The 21,832-nt window shown below is 64.7% G+C and carries 25 protein-coding genes; 22 read left to right on the plus strand and 3 right to left on the minus strand.

The features are described from left to right. The first annotated feature begins 234 nt into the window (after window positions 1-234). From rluC to sppA, 3 genes are read left to right on the plus strand one after another with little or no spacing between them, the layout of a single operon-like run. Complete coding sequence (rluC, locus tag ACM0M4_RS11090) at window positions 235-1,191, plus strand: 23S rRNA pseudouridine(955/2504/2580) synthase RluC (protein ID WP_003104143.1); 957 nt, start codon at window positions 235-237, stop codon at window positions 1,189-1,191. Beyond that, window positions 1,184-1,876, plus strand: a complete 693-nt coding sequence (locus ACM0M4_RS11095) for an HAD-IA family hydrolase (protein ID WP_003104140.1) — start codon at window positions 1,184-1,186, stop codon at window positions 1,874-1,876. The genes rluC and ACM0M4_RS11095 overlap by 8 nt, the downstream gene beginning before the upstream one ends. Further along, window positions 1,869-2,849, plus strand: coding sequence for a signal peptide peptidase SppA (gene sppA / locus ACM0M4_RS11100; RefSeq protein ID WP_003091146.1), 981 nt, complete (start codon window positions 1,869-1,871; stop codon window positions 2,847-2,849). Before ACM0M4_RS11095 ends, sppA begins: the two co-directional genes overlap by 8 nt. Window positions 2,850-2,915: 66 nt before the next feature. Here sppA and ACM0M4_RS11105 read toward each other — a convergent pair whose 3' ends face one another. Continuing rightward, the gene (locus ACM0M4_RS11105) at window positions 2,916-3,494 is read right to left on the minus strand and encodes a Maf family protein (protein WP_003113992.1); all 579 of its coding nucleotides are present in this window, start codon (window positions 3,492-3,494) and stop codon (window positions 2,916-2,918) included. A 109-nt stretch (window positions 3,495-3,603) separates the two neighbouring features. On the opposite strand from ACM0M4_RS11105, the gene ACM0M4_RS11110 reads away from it, so the two are divergent. From ACM0M4_RS11110 to ACM0M4_RS11170, 13 genes are all read left to right on the plus strand, one after another. Beyond that, window positions 3,604-4,140 (plus strand): YceD family protein, encoded by a 537-nt coding sequence (locus tag ACM0M4_RS11110; protein WP_003091144.1) that lies wholly within the window; start codon window positions 3,604-3,606, stop codon window positions 4,138-4,140. Between the two features lie 13 nt (window positions 4,141-4,153). Then, window positions 4,154-4,336, plus strand: a complete 183-nt coding sequence (gene rpmF, locus ACM0M4_RS11115) for a 50S ribosomal protein L32 (RefSeq protein ID WP_003091143.1) — start codon at window positions 4,154-4,156, stop codon at window positions 4,334-4,336. 3 nt (window positions 4,337-4,339) lie between these two features. After that, window positions 4,340-5,350, plus strand: a complete 1,011-nt coding sequence (gene plsX, locus ACM0M4_RS11120; protein ID WP_071533934.1) for a phosphate acyltransferase PlsX — start codon at window positions 4,340-4,342, stop codon at window positions 5,348-5,350. Window positions 5,351-5,455: 105 nt separating this feature from the next. Next, window positions 5,456-6,394, plus strand: coding sequence for an ACP S-malonyltransferase (gene fabD, locus ACM0M4_RS11125; RefSeq protein ID WP_003104134.1), 939 nt, complete (start codon window positions 5,456-5,458; stop codon window positions 6,392-6,394). A 22-nt stretch (window positions 6,395-6,416) separates the two neighbouring features. Beyond that, window positions 6,417-7,160, plus strand: coding sequence for a 3-oxoacyl-ACP reductase FabG (fabG, locus tag ACM0M4_RS11130; RefSeq protein ID WP_003091137.1), 744 nt, complete (start codon window positions 6,417-6,419; stop codon window positions 7,158-7,160). Between the two features lie 195 nt (window positions 7,161-7,355). Next, window positions 7,356-7,592: an acyl carrier protein gene (acpP, locus tag ACM0M4_RS11135; protein WP_003091135.1), complete on the plus strand. Its 237-nt coding sequence runs from the start codon at window positions 7,356-7,358 to the stop codon at window positions 7,590-7,592. Window positions 7,593-7,720: 128 nt separating this feature from the next. Then, window positions 7,721-8,965: a beta-ketoacyl-ACP synthase II gene (fabF, locus tag ACM0M4_RS11140; protein WP_003104132.1), complete on the plus strand. Its 1,245-nt coding sequence runs from the start codon at window positions 7,721-7,723 to the stop codon at window positions 8,963-8,965. Next, complete coding sequence (gene pabC / locus ACM0M4_RS11145; protein WP_003110198.1) at window positions 8,965-9,780, plus strand: aminodeoxychorismate lyase; 816 nt, start codon at window positions 8,965-8,967, stop codon at window positions 9,778-9,780. Before fabF ends, pabC begins: the two co-directional genes overlap by 1 nt. A 5-nt stretch (window positions 9,781-9,785) precedes the next feature. Next, entirely contained in the window at window positions 9,786-10,835 is a 1,050-nt protein-coding gene (mltG, locus tag ACM0M4_RS11150; RefSeq protein ID WP_003104128.1) for an endolytic transglycosylase MltG, read from the plus strand. Between the two features lie 28 nt (window positions 10,836-10,863). Beyond that, window positions 10,864-11,496, plus strand: coding sequence for a dTMP kinase (tmk, locus tag ACM0M4_RS11155; protein ID WP_003091125.1), 633 nt, complete (start codon window positions 10,864-10,866; stop codon window positions 11,494-11,496). Continuing rightward, a complete protein-coding gene (locus tag ACM0M4_RS11160) occupies window positions 11,489-12,475 on the plus strand; it encodes a DNA polymerase III subunit delta' (protein ID WP_003104126.1) in 987 nt (328 codons plus the stop codon). Before tmk ends, ACM0M4_RS11160 begins: the two co-directional genes overlap by 8 nt. A 33-nt stretch (window positions 12,476-12,508) precedes the next feature. After that, on the plus strand, window positions 12,509-12,865 hold the full coding sequence (locus tag ACM0M4_RS11165) for a PilZ domain-containing protein (protein WP_003091119.1): 357 nt from the start codon (window positions 12,509-12,511) through the stop codon (window positions 12,863-12,865). A gap of 14 nt (window positions 12,866-12,879) precedes the next feature. Continuing rightward, window positions 12,880-13,656, plus strand: a complete 777-nt coding sequence (locus ACM0M4_RS11170; RefSeq protein WP_003091117.1) for a TatD family hydrolase — start codon at window positions 12,880-12,882, stop codon at window positions 13,654-13,656. Between the two features lie 225 nt (window positions 13,657-13,881). Here ACM0M4_RS11170 and ACM0M4_RS11175 read toward each other — a convergent pair whose 3' ends face one another. Next, entirely contained in the window at window positions 13,882-15,015 is a 1,134-nt protein-coding gene (locus ACM0M4_RS11175) for an aminotransferase class V-fold PLP-dependent enzyme (protein ID WP_003118082.1), read from the minus strand. Window positions 15,016-15,100: 85 nt separating this feature from the next. Between ACM0M4_RS11175 and ACM0M4_RS11180 the strand changes: the two genes are divergently transcribed. The 4 genes from ACM0M4_RS11180 (at window position 15,101) to ACM0M4_RS11195 (ending at window position 18,061) form a co-directional block, all read left to right on the plus strand. Beyond that, window positions 15,101-15,739: a TetR/AcrR family transcriptional regulator gene (locus ACM0M4_RS11180; protein WP_003091114.1), complete on the plus strand. Its 639-nt coding sequence runs from the start codon at window positions 15,101-15,103 to the stop codon at window positions 15,737-15,739. A 166-nt stretch (window positions 15,740-15,905) separates the two neighbouring features. Next, the gene (locus ACM0M4_RS11185; protein ID WP_003091113.1) at window positions 15,906-16,802 is read left to right on the plus strand and encodes a radical SAM protein; all 897 of its coding nucleotides are present in this window, start codon (window positions 15,906-15,908) and stop codon (window positions 16,800-16,802) included. A 64-nt stretch (window positions 16,803-16,866) separates the two neighbouring features. Beyond that, window positions 16,867-17,499: a DUF4823 domain-containing protein gene (locus ACM0M4_RS11190; protein WP_003091112.1), complete on the plus strand. Its 633-nt coding sequence runs from the start codon at window positions 16,867-16,869 to the stop codon at window positions 17,497-17,499. Continuing rightward, window positions 17,492-18,061, plus strand: coding sequence for a DUF1285 domain-containing protein (locus tag ACM0M4_RS11195; RefSeq protein ID WP_003160628.1), 570 nt, complete (start codon window positions 17,492-17,494; stop codon window positions 18,059-18,061). Before ACM0M4_RS11190 ends, ACM0M4_RS11195 begins: the two co-directional genes overlap by 8 nt. 48 nt (window positions 18,062-18,109) lie before the next feature. Here ACM0M4_RS11195 and ACM0M4_RS11200 read toward each other — a convergent pair whose 3' ends face one another. Beyond that, entirely contained in the window at window positions 18,110-19,765 is a 1,656-nt protein-coding gene (locus ACM0M4_RS11200; RefSeq protein WP_003102932.1) for an electron transfer flavoprotein-ubiquinone oxidoreductase, read from the minus strand. 320 nt (window positions 19,766-20,085) lie between these two features. Here ACM0M4_RS11200 and ACM0M4_RS11205 point away from each other — a divergent pair, with 320 nt between their 5' ends. Beyond that, window positions 20,086-20,835 (plus strand): electron transfer flavoprotein subunit beta/FixA family protein, encoded by a 750-nt coding sequence (locus ACM0M4_RS11205; protein ID WP_003091107.1) that lies wholly within the window; start codon window positions 20,086-20,088, stop codon window positions 20,833-20,835. Further along, on the plus strand, window positions 20,835-21,764 hold the full coding sequence (locus ACM0M4_RS11210; protein ID WP_003091099.1) for an electron transfer flavoprotein subunit alpha/FixB family protein: 930 nt from the start codon (window positions 20,835-20,837) through the stop codon (window positions 21,762-21,764). The genes ACM0M4_RS11205 and ACM0M4_RS11210 overlap by 1 nt, the downstream gene beginning before the upstream one ends. Window positions 21,765-21,832 lie beyond the last annotated feature (68 nt).

The raw sequence follows: 21,832 nt of genomic DNA on the forward strand, positions 1-21,832 counted from the left end.
GGTCGCGGCTCATGTTTCAAGGCTTTGGTTTCGAGTCGTTAGCGGGTTGGAAATTTTCGTATTTCCGCTGAAACGCCTCTGTAGGACGGCCTGACGTCCGTTCAAAGTGTTTGCAGGCGAGGGGGAAATGCAGGTTGGCAATCATCCGCAGGCCAGGCCGCTTATGGCGGCTTCCCGACTATAGCAGCAATGATTAAGTGCTTCAATTGAATGAAAAATTGTTATGATGTACGGATGACTACTCCCGCCTCTCCGACCACCGGTGTCCAGCTGCTCGATGTGCCGCCGGAACTGGCTGGTCAACGTATCGACAATTTCCTTATCGCCCGTCTCAAGGGTGCGCCCAAGACCCTGATCTATCGCATCCTGCGTAAGGGCGAAGTGCGCGTGAACAAGGGGCGGATCAAGCCCGACTATCGGCTCCAGGCCGGAGACCAGGTGCGCGTGCCGCCGCTGCGCCTGGCCGAGCGTGATGAGCCGGCGCCGCTGGCGCAGGGGCTGCTGGAGCGGATGGAGGCGGCGATCGTCTACGAGGACAAGGCGCTGATCGTGGTCAACAAGCCCGCCGGGATCGCCGTGCATGGCGGCAGCGGCGTGAGCGCCGGGGTCATCGAGGTGTTTCGCCAGTTGCGCCCCGATGCCAAGGATATCGAATTGGTGCATCGTCTCGATCGCGATACCTCCGGCCTGCTGATGATCGCCAAGAAGCGCAGCATGTTGCGTCACCTGCATGAGGCCCTGCGGGGCGAGAAGATCGTCGACAAGCGCTATCACGCCCTGGTCCGTGGCCACTGGCCGGCTGGCAAGAAGAACGTGCGCGCGCCGCTGCTGAAGAACAACCTGCGTTCGGGCGAGCGAATGGTAGAGGTGAACGTCGAGGGCAAGGACGCGCTGACCGAGTTCCGGGTGCTGCGTCGCTTCGGCGATTTCGCCACCCTGGTGGAAGCACGCCCGATCACCGGGCGGACCCACCAGATCCGTGTGCATGCCAAGCACGCCGGGCATGCCATCGCCGGCGACCCGAAGTATGGCGACGAGGATTTCTCCCGCGAGATCCGCGAGCTGGGCGGCAAGCGCCTGTTCCTGCATGCCGCGCAGTTGCGCGTGCCGCTGCCCGACGGGCAGGTGCTGGAGCTGGAGGCGCCGGTGGACGAGATGTGGCAGCGTTCGCTGGAGCGTTTGAATGACTGACTACGCGTTGCTGGTATTCGATTGGGACGGCACCCTGGTCGACTCGATCGCGCGCATCGTCGATTCGATGAAGGCGGCGGCGCGGGAAACCGCTCTGCCGGAGCGGGACGATACCCGGATCAAGGGCATCATCGGCCTCGGCTTGCCCGAGGCGATCGCTTCGCTCTATCCGGAGGTTGGCGATCCTGCTCTGGTCGAGCGTTTCCGGTGTGCCTACAGCGAGCATTACCTGGCGCAGGAAGCGCAGCCGTCGCGGTTGTTCCCCGGCGTGGCCGAAGCCATGGTGCATTTTCGCGAGGCCGGGTTCCGCCTGGCGGTCGCCACCGGCAAGAGTCGGCGCGGCCTAGACCGGGTGCTGGCGGGGCATGGCTGGAGCGATTTCTTCGATATCACCCGCTGCGCCGACGAAACGGCCAGCAAGCCGGACCCGTTGATGCTCCACGAGATCCTGGCGCACTGCCGGGTCGAGCCGGGGCGGGCGCTGATGATCGGTGATTCGCCGTTCGACCTGGAAATGGCGCGACGGGCGGGGATGGATTCGGTTGCGGTGGCCTATGGCGCCCAATCGCTGGAGCAGTTGCGGCCTTATGCGCCGCGGCTGGAAGTTGAGCATTTCACCGAGTTGCGCGCCTGGTTGGGCGGTGCTCGACGTGAGGCGGTTTCAGGAGTGGTTGAGCATGTCTGACGAGTGGAAGTCGGAAACGCCGAAGGCGAATGACGACAAGAGCTGGAAGCTGCTGGAAAAGGCGGTCCTCGCCGGGGTCCAGGAGCAGCGGCGGGCGCGGCGCTGGGGGATATTCTTCAAGTCGCTGACCTTCATCTATCTCTTTGTCGTGCTGCTGGCCTTCAGTCCGTTCGGCAGCCTGGAGAAATCGGCCTCGCGCAGCGGTAGCCACACGGCGCTGATCGAGGTGAAGGGCATGATCGCCGACGATGAGCCGGCCAGTGCCGACAATATCGTCACGGCCTTGCGCGCGGCGTTCAAGGATGAGGGTACCAAGGGGATCGTCCTGCGGATCAACAGTCCGGGCGGCAGTCCGGTGCAGTCGGGCTATATCTATGACGAGATTCGTCGCCTGCGCGGCGAGCACCCGAACGTCAAGGTCTATGCGGTGATCAGCGACCTGGGTGCCTCCGGCGCCTACTACATCGCCAGCGCCGCCGACCAGATCTACGCCGACAAGGCCAGTCTGGTCGGTTCCATTGGCGTGACGGCGGCCAGCTTCGGTTTCGTCGGCACCATGGAGAAGCTCGGTGTCGAGCGGCGCGTCTATACCTCCGGCGAGCACAAGTCGTTCCTCGATCCTTTCCAGCCGCAAAAGCCCGAGGAGACCCAGTTCTGGCAGCAGGTGCTGGATACCACCCACAAGCAGTTCATCGACAGCGTGAAAAAAGGGCGCGGCGACCGGCTCAAGGTCGAGGGGCATCCGGAGCTGTTCTCGGGTCTGGTCTGGTCCGGCGAACAGGCATTGCAGCTGGGTTTGATCGACGGCCTGGGCAATGCCAGCTATGTGGCGCGCGAAGTGGTGAAGGAGAAGAAGATCGAGGACTACACCGTGCAGGAGTCGCCTTTCGATCGCTTCGCCAAGAAGTTCGGTGCCAGTGTGGCGGAGCGCCTCGCGCTGTGGATGGGCTGGCAGGGGCCGGTACTGCGCTGAGGGTGTTTCCCTTCCTTATATAAAGAAGCCCGGCCGAAGCCGGGCTTCTTTATATGGAATGCCGGCTCAGGGGATTTCGACGCCTTCCTCGAGGAGCATGTCGACCAGGCGGATCAGCGGCAGGCCCACCAGGCTGGTGGCGTCCTCTCCTTCGGTGGAGCGGAACAGGCTGACGCCCAGGCCTTCCGCCTTGAAGCTGCCGGCGCAGTCCAGCGGGCGTTCCGCTTCGACGTAGCGGCGGATGCGGCTCTCGTCGAGGTGGCGGAAGTGCACGGTGAACGGCACGCATGCCACCTGGATGCGTCGGCTGGCGCTGTTGAGGAGGGCCAGTCCGGTGAGGAAGGTCACGCTCTTGCCGCTGGCGTCCCGTAGCTGCTGGATGGCGCGTTCGGGGGTGTGCGGCTTGCCGAGGATGTTGCCGTCGAGTACGGCGACCTGGTCGGAGCCGATCACCAGGTGTTGCGGATAGCGTCCGGCCAGCGCTTCGGCCTTGCTGGCGGAAAGGCGGCGCACCAGTTCCTCGGCACTTTCCCCGGCGCGATGGCTTTCGTCGATATCGGGGCTGGCGCTTTCGAAGGGAAGGCGCAGGCGGGTCAGGAGTTCGCGTCGGTAGGGGGAGCTGGAGGCGAGGATCAGGTCGGGCATGAGGTTCTCCATGGCGAGCGGCCGATTTTAACGAAAAGACTCGTCCTTACAGCGGTTTATGGCTAATTTCCTTTGACAGGCGCGGGGGCGTCCCTATAATGGCGCGCTTATGTTGAATGGGCCGATTCCACCTCATATCGATCCGCGCAAGTTGGTCGACCGCGGCGCCACCCTCGAGGGTGTGTACGCGCTCGCCGATATGCCGCGTGTATGCGAGCAACTGACCAGCGATGCCGGTGAGGTGCGCGTGAAGGTTTCCTTCGAGCGCGACCACCAGAAGCTGGCGGTCATGCATATGCAGCTCGATACCGAGGTGAGCATGGTATGCCAACGCTGCCTGGATGCGGCGGCCATTCCCGTGCATGGCGAATATACCTACGCCATTCTTCGGGAAGGTCAGTCCGCCGACGGTCTGCCGAAGGGGTACGATGCGCTGGAAGTGGGGGAGGAACCCCTGGACCTGCTGGCGCTGGTCGAGGACGAGCTGTTGCTCGCCTTACCCATCGTTCCGGCCCATGACCCCGAAGTATGTCAGCACCCGGCTGGATTCGTCGTCGAAGACGAGCCGGAGTCGAGCGAAGTCGAGGACAAGCGTCCTAATCCGTTCAGCGTACTGGCACAGTTGAAGCGTGACCCAAACGTTTAGGAGTTAATCAATCATGGCTGTTCAGCAGAACAAAAAGTCTCGTTCCGCTCGTGACATGCGTCGTTCCCACGATGCGCTCGAGTCCAATGCTCTGTCCGTGGAAAAGAGCACCGGTGAAGTCCACCTGCGCCACCACGTATCCCCGGACGGCTTCTATCGCGGCCGTAAGGTAGTAGACAAGGGCTCCGACGAGTAATCCTTGTCCGCACCAATCATCGCGATTGATGCAATGGGTGGGGACTTCGGTCCCCACTGCGTTGTTCCGGCCTCTATTGCCTTCCTGGCCGAGAATTCCTCTTCGCAACTGATCCTCGTCGGTCAGCCTGCCCTCCTCGAAGAACTCCTTTCCCGCTATCCGTCGCTCGACCGGCAGCGCCTGCGTGTGCATGCGGCCAGCGAAGTGATAGGTTCAGACGAACGTCCCTCCCAGGCCTTGCGTGGCAAGCCGGACGCTTCCATGCGCGTGGCGCTGGAGCTGGTCCGCGACGGCCGGGCGCACGCGTGCGTCAGCGCCGGCAATACCGGGGCGTTGATGGCGCTGTCGCGGCACCTGCTGAAGACCCTGCCCGGTATCGACCGCCCTGCGATGGTGACGGCGGTTCCGACCGAGAAGGGGCATTGTCATCTGCTCGACCTCGGCGCCAACGTGGATTGCAGTGCCGAGCATCTCTATCAGTTCGCGGTGATGGGCGCGGTGGCGGCAGAGGCCTTGGGCTGCGTCTCGCCCCGGGTCGCCCTGCTCAACGTGGGGACCGAGGAGATCAAGGGCAACCAGCAGGTCAAGCTGGCGGCGAGTCTGTTGCAGAAGGCGCAGGGGTTGAATTTCAGCGGATATATAGAGGGCGATGGCCTGTATCGCGGCGAGGCCGACGTGGTGGTCTGCGACGGTTTCGTCGGCAACATCCTGCTGAAGGCCAGCGAAGGCCTGGCTGCCATGGTGTCGGCGCGGATCGAACAGCGCTTCCGCGATGGACTGGCGGCGAAGCTGGTCGGTGCGCTGGCGTTGCCGCTGCTGCGCCGGCTGCGCGGCGATATCGCTCCGGCACGCTATAACGGCGCCAGTTTCCTCGGATTGCAGGGGATAGTGGTGAAAAGCCATGGGTCTGCCGCCGAGGAGGGTTTCCAGAGCGCCTTGCGTCGCGCGGCACTGGAAGTCCGGGAAAACCTGCCGCAACGATTGCATGGCCGTCTCGAGCATCTGCTGCTCTAATGTGTGACCGGGCGGTCCAGGCAGCCATCCAACACTCAGTTTCCTGCGCCAGTCGCGGCTGGCGCGTTATCTCCGACGAGCAAAAGACCACAAGGGACCTATTCAATGTCTGCATCCCTCGCATTCGTCTTCCCCGGCCAGGGTTCGCAATCCCTCGGCATGCTGGCCGAGCTGGGCGCCCAGCAGGCGCTGGTGCGCGATACCTTCGCCGAGGCCTCCGAGGCGCTCGGTTACGACCTTTGGGCGCTGGTCCAGAATGGTCCTGAAGAGCACCTGAACCAGACCGACAAGACCCAGCCGGCCATCCTCACGGTTTCGATCGCGCTCTGGCGCCTCTGGCTGGCCGAGGGCGGTGCGCGCCCGGCGTTCGTCGCCGGGCACAGCCTGGGCGAATATTCCGCGCTGGTCGCGGCCGAAAGCCTGGCGTTCGCCGATGCGGTCAAGCTGGTCGAGCGTAGGGGCCAACTGATGCAGCAGGCGGTTCCGGCGGGGCAGGGCGGCATGGCCGCGATCCTTGGCCTGGAAGACGCCGATGTATTGGCGGCCTGTGCCGAGGCGGCCCAGGGCGAGGTGGTCAGCGCGGTCAACTTCAACGCGCCGGGGCAGGTAGTGATCGCCGGTGCCGCGGCTGCCGTTGAGCGTGCCATCGAGGCATGCAAGGCACGCGGCGCCAAGCGCGCGGTGGCGCTGCCAGTCAGCGTGCCGTCGCATTGCGAACTGATGCGTCCGGCCGCCGAGCAGTTCGCCGCCTCGGTCGAAAGCCTGCAGTGGCAGGCGCCGAAGATTGCGCTGGTGCAGAACGTCAGCGCCGCCGTGCCGGCTGATCTCGATACGCTGCGCCGCGACCTGCTGGCACAGCTGTACAGCCCGGTTCGCTGGGTGGAGAGCATCCAGCTGCTGGCGGAAAAGGGCGTCACCGAGCTGGTCGAGTGCGGGCCGGGCAAGGTCCTGGCAGGCCTCAACAGGCGCTGCGCGAAGGGCATCAATACCCATGGCCTGGATGGCGTCGAGGCGTTCGCCGCCACGCGCGCCGCCCTGGCCTGAGAGAGAGAAAGGAGAGAATCCCATGAGTCTGCAAGGTAAGGTCGCATTGGTAACCGGCGCCAGCCGTGGCATCGGCCAGGCGATTGCGCTGGAACTGGGGCGCCTGGGTGCCGTGGTCATCGGCACCGCGACCAGCGCGTCCGGCGCCGAGAAGATCGCCGAAACCCTCAAGGCCAATGGCGTCGAGGGTGCGGGCCTGGTCCTGGACGTTTCCAGCGACGAATCCGTAGCCGCGACCCTGGAGCACATCCAGCAGCATCTCGGCCAACCGCTGATCGTGGTCAATAACGCCGGCATCACCCGCGATAATCTGCTGGTGCGCATGAAAGACGACGAGTGGTTCGATGTGGTCAACACCAACCTGAACAGTCTCTACCGTCTGTCGAAAGCCGTTCTGCGCGGTATGACCAAGGCCCGCTGGGGGCGCATCATCAACATCGGTTCCGTGGTCGGCGCCATGGGCAATGCCGGGCAAACCAACTATGCCGCGGCGAAGGCCGGCCTGGAGGGCTTCACCCGTGCGCTGGCCCGGGAAGTCGGTTCGCGTGCCATTACCGTGAATGCGGTGGCGCCGGGCTTCATCGACACCGACATGACCCGCGAGCTGCCGGAAGCCCAGCGCGAAGCGCTGCTGGGCCAGATTCCGCTGGGTCGCCTGGGGCAGGCGGAAGAGATCGCCAAGGTGGTCGGCTTCCTCGCTTCGGACGGCGCAGCCTATGTGACCGGGGCCACCGTGCCGGTCAATGGTGGGATGTACATGAGCTGAATGTGACGTTACCTTTCTCGGGTCTGTCATAAGCGCTGTCTAGAATTCGTTGCGGAATTGCAGCCGGGTTATTAGATAGAATTATCGAAGTGGCCGTGGGAAGGTGAGGCGTTCAGCTTGAAAAGCAGAAAACCCTTTCTATACACTTACCCGCAGCCCAGCTGCTCGGATTTTCCATAGGAGTGAAAACAAGGTATGAGCACCATCGAAGAACGCGTTAAGAAGATCGTCGCTGAACAACTCGGCGTGAAGGAAGAAGAAGTCACCAACAGCGCTTCCTTCGTCGAAGACCTGGGCGCCGACTCCCTTGACACCGTCGAGCTGGTGATGGCTCTGGAAGAGGAATTCGAGACCGAAATCCCTGACGAGAAAGCTGAAAAGATCACCACCGTTCAGGAAGCCATCGACTACATCGTTGCTCACCAGCAATAAGTAGTCGTCGGATTTTCCGACGTGGAAAAGCCGCACAGCCTGTAAGGGCGTGCGGCTTTTCTTTAGCGCCTTACCTACTCTGGTAGTCTGTCGGCGCAACCCCGTGAAATGAGAAAGAGGAAGTCGTAGTGTCGCGTAGACGCGTCGTCATTACTGGCATGGGCATGCTGTCGCCGCTGGGCCTGGATGTCCCGAGCAGTTGGGAAGGTATTCTCGCCGGTCGCAGCGGGATCGCCCCGATCGAGCATATGGACCTGTCCGCCTATTCCACCCGCTTCGGTGGTTCGGTCAAGGGTTTCAATGTCGAGGAATACCTGTCCGCCAAGGAAGCCCGCAAGCTCGACCTGTTCATCCAGTACGGTCTCGCCGCCAGCTTCCAGGCCGTTCGCGATTCCGGCCTGGAGGTCACCGACGCCAATCGTGAGCGTATCGGCGTATCCATGGGTTCCGGTATCGGCGGCCTGACCAATATCGAGAACAACTGCCGATCCCTGTTCGAGCAGGGGCCGCGGCGCATCTCGCCGTTCTTCGTGCCCGGTTCGATCATCAACATGGTTTCCGGCTTCCTGTCGATCCACCTGGGTCTGCAGGGGCCCAACTACGCCCTCACCACCGCCTGCACCACCGGTACCCACAGCATCGGCATGGCTGCTCGCAACATCGCCTATGGCGAGGCCGACGTGATGGTCGCCGGCGGTTCCGAAATGGCTGCCTGCGGTCTCGGCCTGGGTGGTTTCGGCGCGGCTCGCGCGCTCTCCACTCGCAACGACGAGCCGACCCGTGCCAGCCGTCCGTGGGACCGGGATCGCGACGGCTTCGTCCTGTCCGACGGTTCCGGCGCCCTGGTGCTCGAAGAACTGGAGCACGCCCGTGCCCGCGGCGCGCGGATCTATGCCGAGCTGGTTGGCTTCGGCATGAGCGGCGACGCCTTCCACATGACCGCGCCGCCGGAAGACGGCGCCGGTGCCGCCCGCTGCATGAAGAACGCGCTGCGCGATGCCGGCCTGGATCCTCGCCAGGTCGATTACATCAACGCCCATGGCACCTCCACCCCGGCCGGCGACATCGCCGAGATCGCCGCGGTGAAGAGCGTGTTCGGCGAGCATGCCCATGCGCTGTCGATGAGTTCGACCAAGTCGATGACCGGCCACCTGTTGGGTGCCGCCGGTGCGGTGGAGGCGATCTTCAGCGTGCTGGCCCTGCGCGACCAGGTCGCCCCGCCGACCATCAACCTGGACAACCCGGACGAAGGTTGCGACCTCGACCTGGTGGCCCATGAAGCCAAGCCGCGCAAGATCGACGTGGCCCTGTCGAACTCGTTCGGTTTCGGCGGGACCAACGGCACCCTGGTGTTCCGCAGGTTCGCCGACTGATGCTGGACTGGGTCGACGGCCGGCCCGCCGCCGAGCTGTCCGTGCGCGATCGCGGACTGGCCTATGGCGACGGGCTGTTCGAGACCCTGGCGGTGCGCGCCGGCACGCCGCGTCTCCTGGAGCGCCACCTGGCGCGCCTGGAAGAGGGGTGTCGGCGCCTGGCGATCCCTCTCGACGCCGCGGCGTTGCGCCAGGAGTTGCTGGCGTTCTGCGCGGCGCTGGGCGACGGTGTCGCCAAGCTGATCGTCACCCGCGGCGAGGGTTTGCGTGGCTACGCGCCGCCTGCCGAGGCCTCGCCGCGGCGAATCCTCTCCGGATCGCCGCGTCCGGCCTATCCCGAGCGCCACTGGCAGCAAGGTGTGCGCCTGTTCGCCTGCCGCACGCGCCTGGCCGAGCAGCCCCTGCTGGCCGGCCTCAAGCACCTCAATCGCCTGGAGCAGGTCCTCGCCCGTGCCGAGTGGAGCGACGCCGGGCATGCCGAAGGGCTCATGCTGGACGTGCACGAGCGGGTAGTGGAGGGCGTGTTCAGCAACCTGCTGCTGGTTCTCGACGGCACCCTCGTGGCGCCTGACCTGCGGCGCTGCGGCGTCGCGGGAGTGATGCGCGCGGAATTGCTCGAGCGCGCCGAAGGAATCGGCGTCCCGCTGGCGATACGGGATGTTTCCATGGCTGAACTGGCGACGGCCGACGAGGTCTTTCTGTGCAACAGCCAGTTCGGCATCTGGCCGGTCCGGGCATTGGACGAGCACGTCTGGCCGGTCGGCGAGCTGACCCGTAAACTGCAAGACCAACTTCGCGACGACCTGGATTTCTGACTTTGATGCGCAAACTGCTGGTGCTGCTGGAGAGTGGCCTGTTGTTCGTTGGCCTCTGCGTCGGCCTGGCTGCATGGCAGCAGCAGCGGGCGCTGGAGCAGCCCCTGCAATTGACCGAGGAGCGCCTGCTGGACGTTTCCTCGGGCTCCACGCCGGGCGGCATGCTCGCGCGTCTGGAGCAGGAAAAGGTGCTCCATGGCGCGTTCTGGCTGCGCCTCTACTGGCGTTTCAACCTGCCGGGCCAGGCCCTGCACAGCGGCGAATACCGCCTCTTGCCGGGGATGAAGGGCGCCGACCTGCTGGAACTCTGGCGTGAAGGCGAGGTGGTGCAGTACAGCCTGACCCTGGTCGAGGGCTGGAGTTTCCGCCAGGTGCGCGAAGCGCTCGCCAGGCAGGGCAAGCTGGAGCAGACCCTGGCCGGCCTGAGCGACGGCGAGATCATGCAACGCCTCGGCAAGCCCGACGAAGTGGCCGAAGGGCGCTTCTTCCCCGATACCTACCGCTACACCCGTGGCATGCGCGACATCGACATACTGCGCAAGGCCTACCAGCGCATGCAGACCATCCTCGCCAAGGAATGGGATGGCCGCAGCCAGGACCTGCCTTATCGCGACGCCTACCAGGCGCTGATCATGGCCTCGCTGGTGGAAAAGGAAACCGGCGTGCCGGAAGAGCGTTCGCAGATCGCCGGCGTCTTCGTCCGCCGCCTGCAGCGCGGCATGCTGTTGCAGACCGATCCGACGGTGATCTATGGCATGGGCGAGCGCTACAACGGCAAGATCACCCGCGCCGACCTGCGCGAACCGACCCCATACAATACCTATGTGGTGCCGGGCATGCCGCCGACCCCGATCGCCCTGGCCGGGCGCGAGGCGATTCGCGCCGCGCTGCATCCGGCCGAGGGTGAGACCCTGTATTTCGTGGCGCGCGGCGATGGCAGCCATGTGTTCTCCAGCAGCCTGGACGAACACAACAAGGCGGTCCGCGAGTACCAGTTGAAGCGTCGCTCGGACTATCGCTCCAGCCCCGCGCCCATCACCCCGCCGCCACAATGAGCGGCGCAGCCAAGATAAGGAGTGCCGTGTGACCGGCCTGTTCGTCACCCTGGAGGGCCCGGAAGGGGCCGGCAAGAGCACCAACCGCGACTACCTGGCCGAGCGCCTGCGCGAGCGCGGCATCGAGGTGCAGTTGACCCGCGAGCCTGGCGGCACGCCTCTCGCCGAGCGCATCCGTGAACTGCTGCTGGCGCCCAGCGACGAGCCGATGGCCGCCGATACCGAGCTGTTGCTGATGTTCGCCGCGCGGGCCCAGCATCTCGCCGGGGTCATCCGCCCGGCGCTGGCGCGCGGGGCCGTGGTGCTCTGCGATCGCTTCACCGATGCCACCTATGCCTACCAGGGCGGCGGGCGCGGTTTGCCGGAGGCGCGCATCGCCGCGCTGGAAAGCTTCGTCCAGGGCGACCTGCGGCCCGACCTCACGCTGGTCTTCGACCTGCCGGTGGAAATCGGCCTGGCGCGGGCGGCGGCGCGTGGCCGGCTCGACCGTTTCGAGCAGGAGGACCGACGCTTCTTCGAGGCCGTGCGTCAGACCTACCTGCAGCGCGCCGCGCAGGCCCCGGAGCGTTACCAGGTGCTCGATGCCGGGTTGCCGCTGGCCGAGGTGCAGGCTGGCCTGGATCGGCTGCTGCCGAATCTGCTGGAGCGTCTGAATGGCTGATATCTATCCCTGGCAGCAGGCGCTCTGGAGCCAACTGGGCGGCCGCGCCCAGCACGCCCACGCCTATCTGCTCTACGGTCCCGCCGGGATCGGCAAGCGTGCCCTGGCCGAGCATTGGGCCGCCCAACTGCTCTGCCAGCGGCCCGCCGCCGCTGGCGCATGCGGCGAGTGCAAGGCCTGCCAGTTGCTGGCCGCCGGTACCCATCCGGACTACTTCGTGCTGGAGCCGGAGGAGGCGGAGAAACCGATCCGGGTCGATCAGGTCCGCGACCTGGTTGGCTTCGTGGTGCAGACCGCGCAACTGGGCGGGCGCAAGGTCGTGTTGCTCGAACCCGCCGAGGCGATGAACGTGAACGCCGCCAACGCCCTGTTGAAAAGCCTTGAAGAGCCGTCGGGCGATACCGTGCTGCTGCTGATCAGCCACCAGCCCAGCCGCCTGTTGCCGACCATCAAGAGCCGCTGCGTGCAGCAGGCCTGCCCTTTGCCGGGCGCGGCGGCGAGTCTGGAATGGCTGGCGCGGGCCCTGCCCGACGAGCCGGCCGAGGCCCTGGAGGAACTGTTGGCGCTTTCCGGCGGCTCGCCGCTCACCGCCCAGCGCCTGCACGGCCAGGGCGTGCGCGAGCAGCGCGCGCAGGTGGTCGAGGGGGTGAAGAAGCTGCTCAAGCAGCAGATCGCCGCCAGCCCACTGGCCGAAAGCTGGAACAGCGTGCCGTTGCCATTGCTCTTCGACTGGTTCTGCGACTGGACGCTGGGCATCCTGCGCTACCAGTTGACCCACGACGAGGAGGGGCTGGGGTTGGCCGACATGCGCAAGGTGATCCAGTACCTGGGCGACAAATCCGGGCAGGCCAAGGTGCTGGCCATGCAGGACTGGCTGCTGCAACAGCGGCAGAAAGTGTTGAACAAGGCCAACCTCAACCGTGTCCTGCTTCTCGAAGCCCTGCTGGTGCAGTGGGCAAGCCTGCCCGGGCCGGGCTAGAATCCCGCTGATATTCGACTGGCAGGAACCTGCATGAGTTTGCCACCCAATCTGGGGCCGCGTAACGGCATCCTGTCCTTGACCATCAAGGACAAGTCCGTGCTGTACGCCGCCTACATGCCGTTCATCAGGAACGGCGGGCTGTTCATTCCCACCAACAAGAACTACAAGCTCGGCGACGAAGTCTTCATGCTGCTCAACCTGATGGAAGAGCCGGAGAAGATCCCGGTGGCCGGCAAGGTCGTCTGGATCACCCCGAAGGGCGCCCAGGGCAACCGTGCGGCGGGCATCGGCGTGCAGTTCAACGACGGTGACAACACCGCCCGCAACAAGATCGAAACCTACCTGGCCGGGGCGCTGAAGTCGGACCGGCCGACCCACACGATGTAACGCTAGACAGGATCATGCTGGTCGATTCCCACTGCCACCTCGATCGCCTCGACCTGGCCGCCCATGGCGGCTCGCTCGATGCGGCGCTGGATGCCGCGCGAGCGCGTGGCGTCGGTCAATTCCTCTGCATCGGCGTCAGCGCCGACAATGCCCAGGCGGTGAAGGCCCTGGCCGAGCGCTATGCCGACGTGCACTGTTCGGTGGGCGTGCACCCGCTGGACCTGGAGCCCGGAAGCGCGCCAGCGCTGGACTGGCTGCTGGGCGAACTGGCGCATCCGCGGGTGGTGGCGATCGGCGAGACCGGCCTCGACTACCACTACGAACCGGAAGCCGCCGAGTTGCAACAGGAGGCGTTTCGCCTGCACCTGGAAGCCGCGCGGATCACCGCCAAGCCAGTGATCGTGCACACCCGCGAGGCGCGCGCCGACACGCTGGCGCTGCTGCGCGAGGCTGCGTTGCCGCAGGCCGGCGTGCTGCATTGCTTCACCGAGGACTGGGAAATGGCGCGATCGGCGCTGGACCTGGGCTTCTACATTTCCCTGTCCGGCATCGTCACCTTCCGCAATGCCGATGCCCTGCGCGAGGTGGCTCGCCAGGTACCGGCCGACCGGCTGTTGGTGGAGACCGACTCGCCCTACCTGGCGCCGATTCCCCATCGCGGCAAGCCGAACCTGCCGGAATACGTGCGCGATGTCGCCGAATTCCTCGCGACGTTGCGTGGCGTCAGCCTGGAAACCCTGGCGGAGCAGACTACCGCCAATTTCCATCGGCTATTTCCGTTGGCCCGCTAGGCCGGCGCACGGATAAAAAAAACCCGGGTTCTGGGGGATGAATCCGGGTCAAGACCATTAGGAGTGGAACAAAGGTACGCATTCCTCGGTACCTTCACTGGCTGGGTACTTGGGGGGAGATACCGCGCGCCAGTACCTTTCAGTATTGGTCATGTTCGTGGGGCGTCCAGACAGGGCTGGCGGTTTTTTAAACAGATTTGGAATACCCTTGCCGTCCTTGAGTACCTAGGTGCCTGCGACCTGGCGCAAGATCGCCAGGGTATCGTCGATCACCGTCGAACTCGTGTAGAAGTGCGGGGAAAAACGGATACCTCCGCCACGCTGGGCGCAAATGACCCGTTCCTGGCGAAGCGTTTCGAAGAGTGTCCGATTGTCCTGGCCGTCCAGGCTGAAGGTCAGGATGCCCGCGCGTCGGCTCGGGTTCCGCGGGCTGTGCAGGCGTACCCCGGGAATTCCCGACAGACCGTCCTGTAGCCACTGGACGCGCTCGGCGATGTCTCTGCCGACCCGCTCCATGCCGACCTCCTCCAACAGCCCCAGGCTGGCCTCCAGGGCCATCGCGCCGAGCATGTTCGGGCTGCCGCATTCGAAGCGCCGGGCGCTGCGCGCCGGCCGCCAGTCGCGACGCTCGTAATCGAGGGCATGTTCCAGCATGTGCCAGCCATATTCGTGCAGCGCCAGGCGCTCGCGCTGCTCGGGATGGCAATAGAAGACGCCCAGCCCTTCGGGGCCGAGCATCCACTTGTGCCCATCGGCCATGGCGAAGGCACAATCGTAGGCCTGTACGTCGAAGGGCAGGGCGCCGAGCTGCTGGATCGCGTCGATGCAGAACAGCACCCCGCGGCGGCGACATCCCGCGCCGATGCGCTCCAGGTCAAGGCGCAGGCCGCTGGCGTACTGCACCGCGCTGATCGACAGCAGGCGGGTGCGCGGGCCGCAGGCGGCGAGCAGGGCGCTCTCGGGATCGTCGCCGGCGAGACCGACCTCGACCACTTCGACGCCGCGCGGGCGCAAGGCTTCCCAGACCACTCTATTGGAGGGGAACTCCTCGTTGCCGATGACGACCTGGTCGCCCTCTCGCCAATCCAGGCCGAAGGCTACGAAGGAAAGCGCCTCGGAGGTGTTCTTGACCAGGGCGAGGTCGCTGCCGGCGCGCGCATTGAGCAGTCGGGCAAGGCGCTCGCGCAGGCGATGTTCTATCTTCAGCCATTCCGGATAGTCGCTGGCGCCGTGGGCGACGTTCTCCCGGGCGAAGGCGCTCACCGCGTCGGCGGCGCGTCTAGGCCAGGGTGCGACCGCTGCGTGGTTGAGGTAGCGCAGACCGTTGGTCTGGTCGAATTCGTCCTGGTAACAATTCATCGTCGGATGTTCCGTGCATTTTCGTGCTGAATAGGCATAATACGCGGCTTCGATTTTTGACTCATTTTGACCTGACAGTCTTTTTATGCAGAAAGAGCCTCGCAAAGTTCGTGAATTTCGTCGCCGTGAACAGGAGATTCTCGATACCGCCCTCAAGCTGTTCCTCGAACAGGGGGAAGACAGCGTAACGGTCGAGATGATCGCGGATGCCGTCGGCATCGGCAAAGGCACGATCTACAAGCACTTCAAGTCCAAGGCGGAGATCTACCTGCGCCTGATGCTGGACTACGAGCGCGATCTCGCCGCCCTGTTCCATTCCGAAGACGTAGCCCGCGACAAGGAAGCCCTGTCGCGTGCCTACTTCGAGTTCCGCATGCGCGATCCGCAGCGCTACCGCCTGTTCGACCGCCTGGAAGAGAAGGTGGTGAAGACCAGCCAGGTGCCGGAGATGGTCGAGGAGCTGCACAAGATCCGCGCCTCCAACTTCGAACGCCTGACCCAACTGATCAAGGAGCGTATCGCCGACGGCAAGCTGGAGAACGTTCCGCCGTACTTCCATTATTGCGCTGCCTGGGCGTTGGTGCATGGCGCCGTGGCGCTGTACCACTCGCCGTTCTGGCGCGAGGTGCTGGAAGACCAGGAAGGTTTCTTCCACTTCCTGATGGATATCGGCGTGCGCATGGGCAACAAGCGCAAGCGCGAAGGCGACGCTCCCAGCGCCTGATACCTGTGGTGCCGGGACGCAGTCACTGCGCCCCGCGCACTCTTTGCCGGCAGGGATATACTCGTCGCCCATCGATCCGCCGGCGGGACGTCGGCTGCCCATTTCCGGCGAATCCGCCGGTGGCACCGTCCCGGTGGCGGCTCCACGTTCGTTCAGGAGTTCTCCGATGAGTGTCCGTGAATTCCCCATCCACTACATCGAACCGGTGTTCCGGCCCCCGAGCGAGGCGCATTCGCTGATCCTCCCGGTGACCAATGGCTGTTCCTGGAACAAATGCGGCTTTTGCGAGATGTATACCCAGCCGCAAAAGAAATTTCGCGCCCGCGACGAGAACGAGGTACTGGAGGAGATCCGCCGCTGCGGCGAGCGCCTGATCGTCAAGCGGGTGTTTCTCGCCGATGGTGACGCCCTGGTATTGCCGACCCGCCGGCTGCTCGCGGTGCTGCAGGCGATTCGCGAGCACTTGCCGGAGGTGGAGCGGGTATCCAGCTACTGCCTGCCGCGCAACCTGCGCAGGAAGTCGGTCGACGAGTTGCGCGAACTGGCCGACGCCGGGCTGCGAATGGCCTATGTCGGCGCCGAGTCCGGCGACGACGAAGTGCTGGCACGGGTCAACAAGGGCGAGACCTATTCCTCTACCCTGGATGCGCTGGAAAAGCTTGGCGAGGCGGGGATCAGTCGTTCGGTGATGATCCTCAACGGTCTGGGCGGAATGACCCTGAGCGCGCAGCACGCGGACAACTCCGCGCGCCTGATGAACGCCGCCCAGCCGGAGTACCTGTCGACCCTGGTGGTGAGTTTCCCTACCGGCGAGCAGCGTTTCCGTGCTGGCTTCGCCGATTTCGAGGCGCTGGATCGGCGTGCCCTGTTCGTCGAGGTCGAACGCCTGTTGCAGGGATTGGAGCTCGAAGACACGGTATTTCGCAGCGACCACGCTTCCAACTATCTGGTGCTCAAGGGCGAGCTGGGTGCCGACAAGGCGCGCCTGCTGGCCGAGGTCCGCCAGGCCATCGAGCAGCCGCAGCACGCTGCCCTGCGCCAGGAGTGGCAGCGTGGCCTGTGATGGCGCGGAAGCTGCATCGGCTCGTCATTCGCCGGTTTTCCGACGCCGGCAGGGGAGATGACCGATGTTGCACCTGTTCCGTATCGCCCTGGCGATGCTCCTCCTGGGCAGCCTGTCCGCCTGCATGAAGCCCAGCGACCTGGCCGACGGCGCCGACTACTACCTGCGCGACGCCGGGGTGCTCGATCACAGCGCCAGCCAGCGCAGCAACAACCGGCGGATCCAGGCCGACTCCTTCATCTACATCGGCCAGGGCCCGTTCGTGCCGCCGGGCTACCGGTACGCGCGGCCGAACGTGGTGGCCGAGCAGGCCTTCGAAGGTTTCGTCGAGTATTTCCCGCTGGTGCGCCGCGCCAAGGCGCCGCTCGGTCTGGACGACGCGATGCGCGAGGCGCGTGCCGCCGGCGCTCACTACCTGCTGTACTGCCGTTTCGCCCGGGGCGACAACAGGATCGGCAACTGGGAGGAGTGGGAAGACGAAGAGGAACTCGGCCGGGTCGGGCGCGATCGCAGTGTCATCCAGGTCATGCTGATCGAGACCAGCACCCGTTTCCTGGTGGACAGCGCGACCATCCGCAGCCGCGGCGGTTTCCTGACGTTCTACGACGCCACCCCGGAAGACCTGCTGCGTCCCCCGCTGGAGCAATACGCCCAGGAATTGCTGGGCCTGAACAGTCGAGGAACAGGCTATGAGTGATACCGGCAAGGCCAACGACCTGCTGGCGCAGATCCCCAGGGGCGAAAAGAAGGGCCTGCCGCCCGTGCACCTGTGGAATCCGCCGTTCTGCGGCGACATCGACATGCGCATCGCCCGCGACGGCACCTGGTTCTACCTGGGCACGCCGATCGGACGCAAGCCGATGGTGAAGCTGTTCTCCAGCATCATTCGCCGCGACGGCGACGACTATTTCCTGGTGACTCCGGTGGAAAAGGTCGGTATCCGCGTCGACGATGCGCCCTTCGTCGCGGTGACCCTGCAGGTGCAGGGCGAGGGCGGGGCGCAGGTACTGCGCTTCGCCACCAACGTCGAGGACGAGGTCGAGGCGGACGCCGGGCATCCGCTGCGCGTCGAGATCGACCCCCGCAGCCAGGAACCCACGCCCTACCTGCGGGTGCGCGACAACCTCGAGGCGCTGGTGCATCGCAACGTGTTCTACCAGCTGGTCGAGCTGGCGGTGCCGCGCCGGATCGACGGCATCGAATGGCTCGGCGTCTGGAGCCACGGCGAGTTCTTTCCCATCGGCCCGCAGCCGGACTGACAGGCGCAGCATGAAAAAAGGCTCCCGAGGGAGCCTTTTTCGTTTGCCTTACATGTTGGGGTAGTTCGGCCCGCCGGTACCTTCCGGCGCCACCCAGGTGATGTTCTGCGCCGGGTCCTTGATGTCGCAGGTCTTGCAGTGCACGCAGTTCTGCGCGTTGATCTGGAAGCGCTTGCTGCCGTCGTCGTTGGCCACCACTTCGTACACGCCTGCCGGGCAGTAGCGCTGGGCCGGCTCGTCGTAGAGCGGCAGGTTCTTCTCGATCGGAATGCTCGCATCGGCCAGCTTGAGGTGGATCGGCTGGTCTTCCTCGTGGTTGGTATTGGAGAGGAACACCGAGGACAGCTTGTCGAAGCTGAGCTTGCCGTCCGGCTTCGGGTAGTCGATCTTCGGCGCTTCGCTGGCCTTTTTCAGGCAGGCGTAGTCCGGCTTGTCGTCATGCAGGGTGACGGGGATCTTGCCGCCGAAGATGTTCTGGTCGATGAAGTTGAACGCGCCGCCGCCGATAGCGCCGAACTTGTGGATGGCCGCGCCGAAGTTGCGGCTGCGGAACAGTTCGTCGTACAACCAGCTGGCCTTGAACGCATCGACGTAGCTGGACAGCTCGTCGCCGCCTTCGCGGCCGGCGGCCAGGGCCTCGGCGATCGCGTCGGCGGCGAGCATGCCGGACTTCATCGCGGTGTGGCTGCCCTTGATCTTGGCGAAGTTCAGGGTGCCGAGGTCGCAACCTATCAGCGCGCCGCCGGGGAAGACCATCTTCGGCAGCGAATTCAGGCCGCCCTTGCAGATGGCCCGGGCGCCGTAGGCCACGCGCTTGCCGCCTTCCAGGTACTGCTTGACCACCGGGTGGTGCTTGTAGCGCTGGAACTCGTCGAACGGCGACAGGTGCGGGTTGCTGTAGGACAGGTCGATGATCAGGCCGACGAACACCTGGTTGTTCTCCAGGTGGTAGAGGAACGAGCCGCCGGTATTTTCGTCGTTCAGCGGCCAGCCGGCGGTATGGACCACCAGGCCGGGCTTGTGCTTGGACGGGTCGATGTCCCAGATTTCCTTGATGCCGATACCGTAGTGCTGGGCATCGGCCTCGCTGTCCAGGTTGTATTTCTTGATCAGTTGCTTGCCGATGTGCCCGCGGCAGCCTTCGGCGAACAGGGTGTACTTGGCCCGCAGCTCCATGCCGGGGGTGTAGTAGCCTTCTTTCGGGTTGCCTTCGCGGTCGACGCCGAGGTCGCCGGTGACGATGCCGCGGACCACGCCGTTCTCGTCGATCAGCGCTTCCTGGGCGGCGAAGCCCGGATAGATCTCCACGCCCAGTCCTTCGGCCTGCTGGGCCAGCCAGCGGCAGAGGTTGCCCAGGGAGATGATATAGTTGCCCTCGTTGTGCATGGTCTTGGGCACGAAGAAGTTGGGCACCTTGGTAGCGCTCTCGGCGCTCTTCAGGACGTAGATGTCGTCGCCGGTCACCGGGGTATTGAGCGGCGCGCCGAGTTCCTTCCAGTCGGGGAACAGCTCGTTCAGCGCGCGCGGCTCGAACACCGCGCCGGAGAGGATGTGGGCGCCCACTTCGGAACCCTTCTCGACCACGCAGACGCTGATCTCTTGACCGGCTTCGGCGGCCTTCTGCTTCAGTCGGCATGCGGCGGACAGACCGGCGGGGCCGGCGCCGACGATGACGACGTCGAATTCCATGTATTCGCGTTCCACTATCGATCTCCTACTCAAGGCTCACGGTATCTGTTTATTGGTGGCTGAGATCTTTCCCTGATCAGAGCGGGCGCATTATATATAGCTGCATGGGCAGGTCCAATACAAACGTTTGTTTGAATTCTTTGGAAGCCTGATAGAATCGGCATTCGAGGGGGGGAAACCACCCTTTTGCCGTATTGACCGAAAAGGGTGATCCGGTCAAGATACGGGCGGTTTTGCGGTCGCTGTCTAGCAGAGTGTCGGTTTCCGGCCGGCGAGCATCACCGGCCAGGCCTGTCTGGCGACATCCTTATTCACCGGAGAATAACGAGGAATCCATGAAGGTTCTTGTAGCAGTCAAACGAGTGGTCGACTACAACGTCAAGGTCCGCGTCAAGGCGGACAACTCCGGCGTCGACCTCGCCAACGTCAAGATGTCCATGAACCCCTTCTGCGAAATCGCCGTGGAAGAAGCCGTGCGCCTAAAAGAGAAGGGCGTGGCTACCGAGATCGTCGCTGTCTCCGTCGGCCCGACCGCCGCCCAGGAGCAACTGCGCACCGCGCTGGCGCTGGGCGCTGACCGTGCGATCCTGGTGGAGAGCAACGACGAGCTGAACTCCCTGGCCGTGGCCAAGCTGCTCAAGGCCGTGGTCGACAAGGAGCAGCCGCAGCTGGTGATCCTCGGCAAGCAGGCCATCGACAGCGACAACAACCAGACCGGCCAGATGCTCGCCGCGCTGACCGGCTACGCCCAGGGCACCTTCGCCTCCAAGGTCGAGGTCGCTGGCGACAAGGTCAACGTGACCCGCGAGATCGATGGCGGTCTGCAGACCGTCGCGCTGAACCTGCCGGCCATCGTCACCACCGACCTGCGCCTGAACGAGCCGCGCTACGCGTCGCTGCCGAACATCATGAAAGCCAAGAAGAAGCCGCTGGACGTGGTGACCCCGGACGCCCTGGGCGTTTCCACCGCTTCCACCGTGAAGACCCTGAAGGTCGAGGCGCCGGCTGCACGCTCCGCTGGCATCAAGGTCAAGTCCGTGGCTGAACTGGTAGAGAAACTGAAGAACGAGGCGAAGGTAATCTAATGGCTATCCTGGTTATCGCTGAGCACAACAACGCGGCCCTGGCGGCTGCCACCCTGAACACCGTTGCCGCTGCCAAGGCCATTGGCGGCGACATCCACGTGCTGGTCGCCGGACAGAACGTTGCCGCCGTGGCCGAAGCCGCCGCCAAGGTCGAGGGCGTCTCCAAGGTGCTGGTCGCCGACAACGCCGCCTACGCCCATCAACTGCCGGAAAACGTCGCACCGCTGATCGCCGAGCTGGGCAAGAACTACAGCCACGTGCTGGCCCCGGCTACCACCAACGGCAAGAACTTCCTGCCGCGCGTCGCCGCGCTGCTGGACGTCGACCAGATCTCCGAGATCGTCGAAGTGGTCAGCCCCGACACCTTCAAGCGTCCGATCTACGCCGGTAATGCCATCGCTACCGTGCAGTCCTCGGCTGCGGTCAAGGTGATCACCGTGCGTACCACCGGCTTCGACGCCGTCGCCGCCGAAGGCGGTTCGGCTGCCGTCGAGCAGGTTTCCGGCCCGGCCGATGCCGGCAAGTCCGCCTTCGTCGGCGAAGAGCTGGCCAAGTCCGACCGTCCGGAACTGACCGCTGCCAAGATCGTGGTCTCCGGCGGCCGCGGCATGCAGAACGGCGACAACTTCAAGATCCTCTACGCCCTGGCCGACAAGCTGGGTGCCGCAGTCGGCGCTTCCCGCGCCGCGGTCGACGCCGGTTTCGTGCCGAACGACATGCAGGTCGGCCAGACCGGCAAGATCGTCGCCCCGCAGCTGTACATCGCGGTAGGTATCTCCGGTGCCATCCAGCACCTGGCGGGCATGAAGGACTCGAAGGTGATCGTCGCGATCAACAAGGACGAAGAGGCGCCGATCTTCCAGGTCGCCGACTACGGCCTGGTCGCCGACCTGTTCGACGCCGTACCGGAGCTGGAAAAGGCCGTCTGAGCCCGATTCCAAGCCGACAAGACCCGCTCCCCGGAGCGGGTTTTTTTATGTCCGGGCTGCGACGCGTG

This window comes from Pseudomonas sp. 18-147 (assembly GCF_051048045.1).
GTDB lineage: Bacteria > Pseudomonadota > Gammaproteobacteria > Pseudomonadales > Pseudomonadaceae > Pseudomonas > Pseudomonas aeruginosa.

Coding starts and splice junctions, on each gene's coding strand:
- rluC (WP_003104143.1), top strand. CDS start 235: ATGACTACTCCCGCCTCTCCGACCACCGGTGTCCAGCTGCTCGATGTG.
- ACM0M4_RS11095 (WP_003104140.1), top strand. CDS start 1,184: ATGACTGACTACGCGTTGCTGGTATTCGATTGGGACGGCACCCTGGTC.
- sppA (WP_003091146.1), top strand. CDS start 1,869: ATGTCTGACGAGTGGAAGTCGGAAACGCCGAAGGCGAATGACGACAAG.
- ACM0M4_RS11105 (WP_003113992.1), bottom strand. CDS start 3,494: ATGCCCGACCTGATCCTCGCCTCCAGCTCCCCCTACCGACGCGAACTC.
- ACM0M4_RS11110 (WP_003091144.1), top strand. CDS start 3,604: ATGTTGAATGGGCCGATTCCACCTCATATCGATCCGCGCAAGTTGGTC.
- rpmF (WP_003091143.1), top strand. CDS start 4,154: ATGGCTGTTCAGCAGAACAAAAAGTCTCGTTCCGCTCGTGACATGCGT.
- fabD (WP_003104134.1), top strand. CDS start 5,456: ATGTCTGCATCCCTCGCATTCGTCTTCCCCGGCCAGGGTTCGCAATCC.
- fabG (WP_003091137.1), top strand. CDS start 6,417: ATGAGTCTGCAAGGTAAGGTCGCATTGGTAACCGGCGCCAGCCGTGGC.
- acpP (WP_003091135.1), top strand. CDS start 7,356: ATGAGCACCATCGAAGAACGCGTTAAGAAGATCGTCGCTGAACAACTC.
- pabC (WP_003110198.1), top strand. CDS start 8,965: ATGCTGGACTGGGTCGACGGCCGGCCCGCCGCCGAGCTGTCCGTGCGC.
- mltG (WP_003104128.1), top strand. CDS start 9,786: ATGCGCAAACTGCTGGTGCTGCTGGAGAGTGGCCTGTTGTTCGTTGGC.
- ACM0M4_RS11160 (WP_003104126.1), top strand. CDS start 11,489: ATGGCTGATATCTATCCCTGGCAGCAGGCGCTCTGGAGCCAACTGGGC.
- ACM0M4_RS11165 (WP_003091119.1), top strand. CDS start 12,509: ATGAGTTTGCCACCCAATCTGGGGCCGCGTAACGGCATCCTGTCCTTG.
- ACM0M4_RS11170 (WP_003091117.1), top strand. CDS start 12,880: ATGCTGGTCGATTCCCACTGCCACCTCGATCGCCTCGACCTGGCCGCC.
- ACM0M4_RS11175 (WP_003118082.1), bottom strand. CDS start 15,015: ATGAATTGTTACCAGGACGAATTCGACCAGACCAACGGTCTGCGCTAC.
- ACM0M4_RS11180 (WP_003091114.1), top strand. CDS start 15,101: ATGCAGAAAGAGCCTCGCAAAGTTCGTGAATTTCGTCGCCGTGAACAG.
- ACM0M4_RS11185 (WP_003091113.1), top strand. CDS start 15,906: ATGAGTGTCCGTGAATTCCCCATCCACTACATCGAACCGGTGTTCCGG.
- ACM0M4_RS11190 (WP_003091112.1), top strand. CDS start 16,867: ATGTTGCACCTGTTCCGTATCGCCCTGGCGATGCTCCTCCTGGGCAGC.
- ACM0M4_RS11195 (WP_003160628.1), top strand. CDS start 17,492: ATGAGTGATACCGGCAAGGCCAACGACCTGCTGGCGCAGATCCCCAGG.
- ACM0M4_RS11205 (WP_003091107.1), top strand. CDS start 20,086: ATGAAGGTTCTTGTAGCAGTCAAACGAGTGGTCGACTACAACGTCAAG.
- ACM0M4_RS11210 (WP_003091099.1), top strand. CDS start 20,835: ATGGCTATCCTGGTTATCGCTGAGCACAACAACGCGGCCCTGGCGGCT.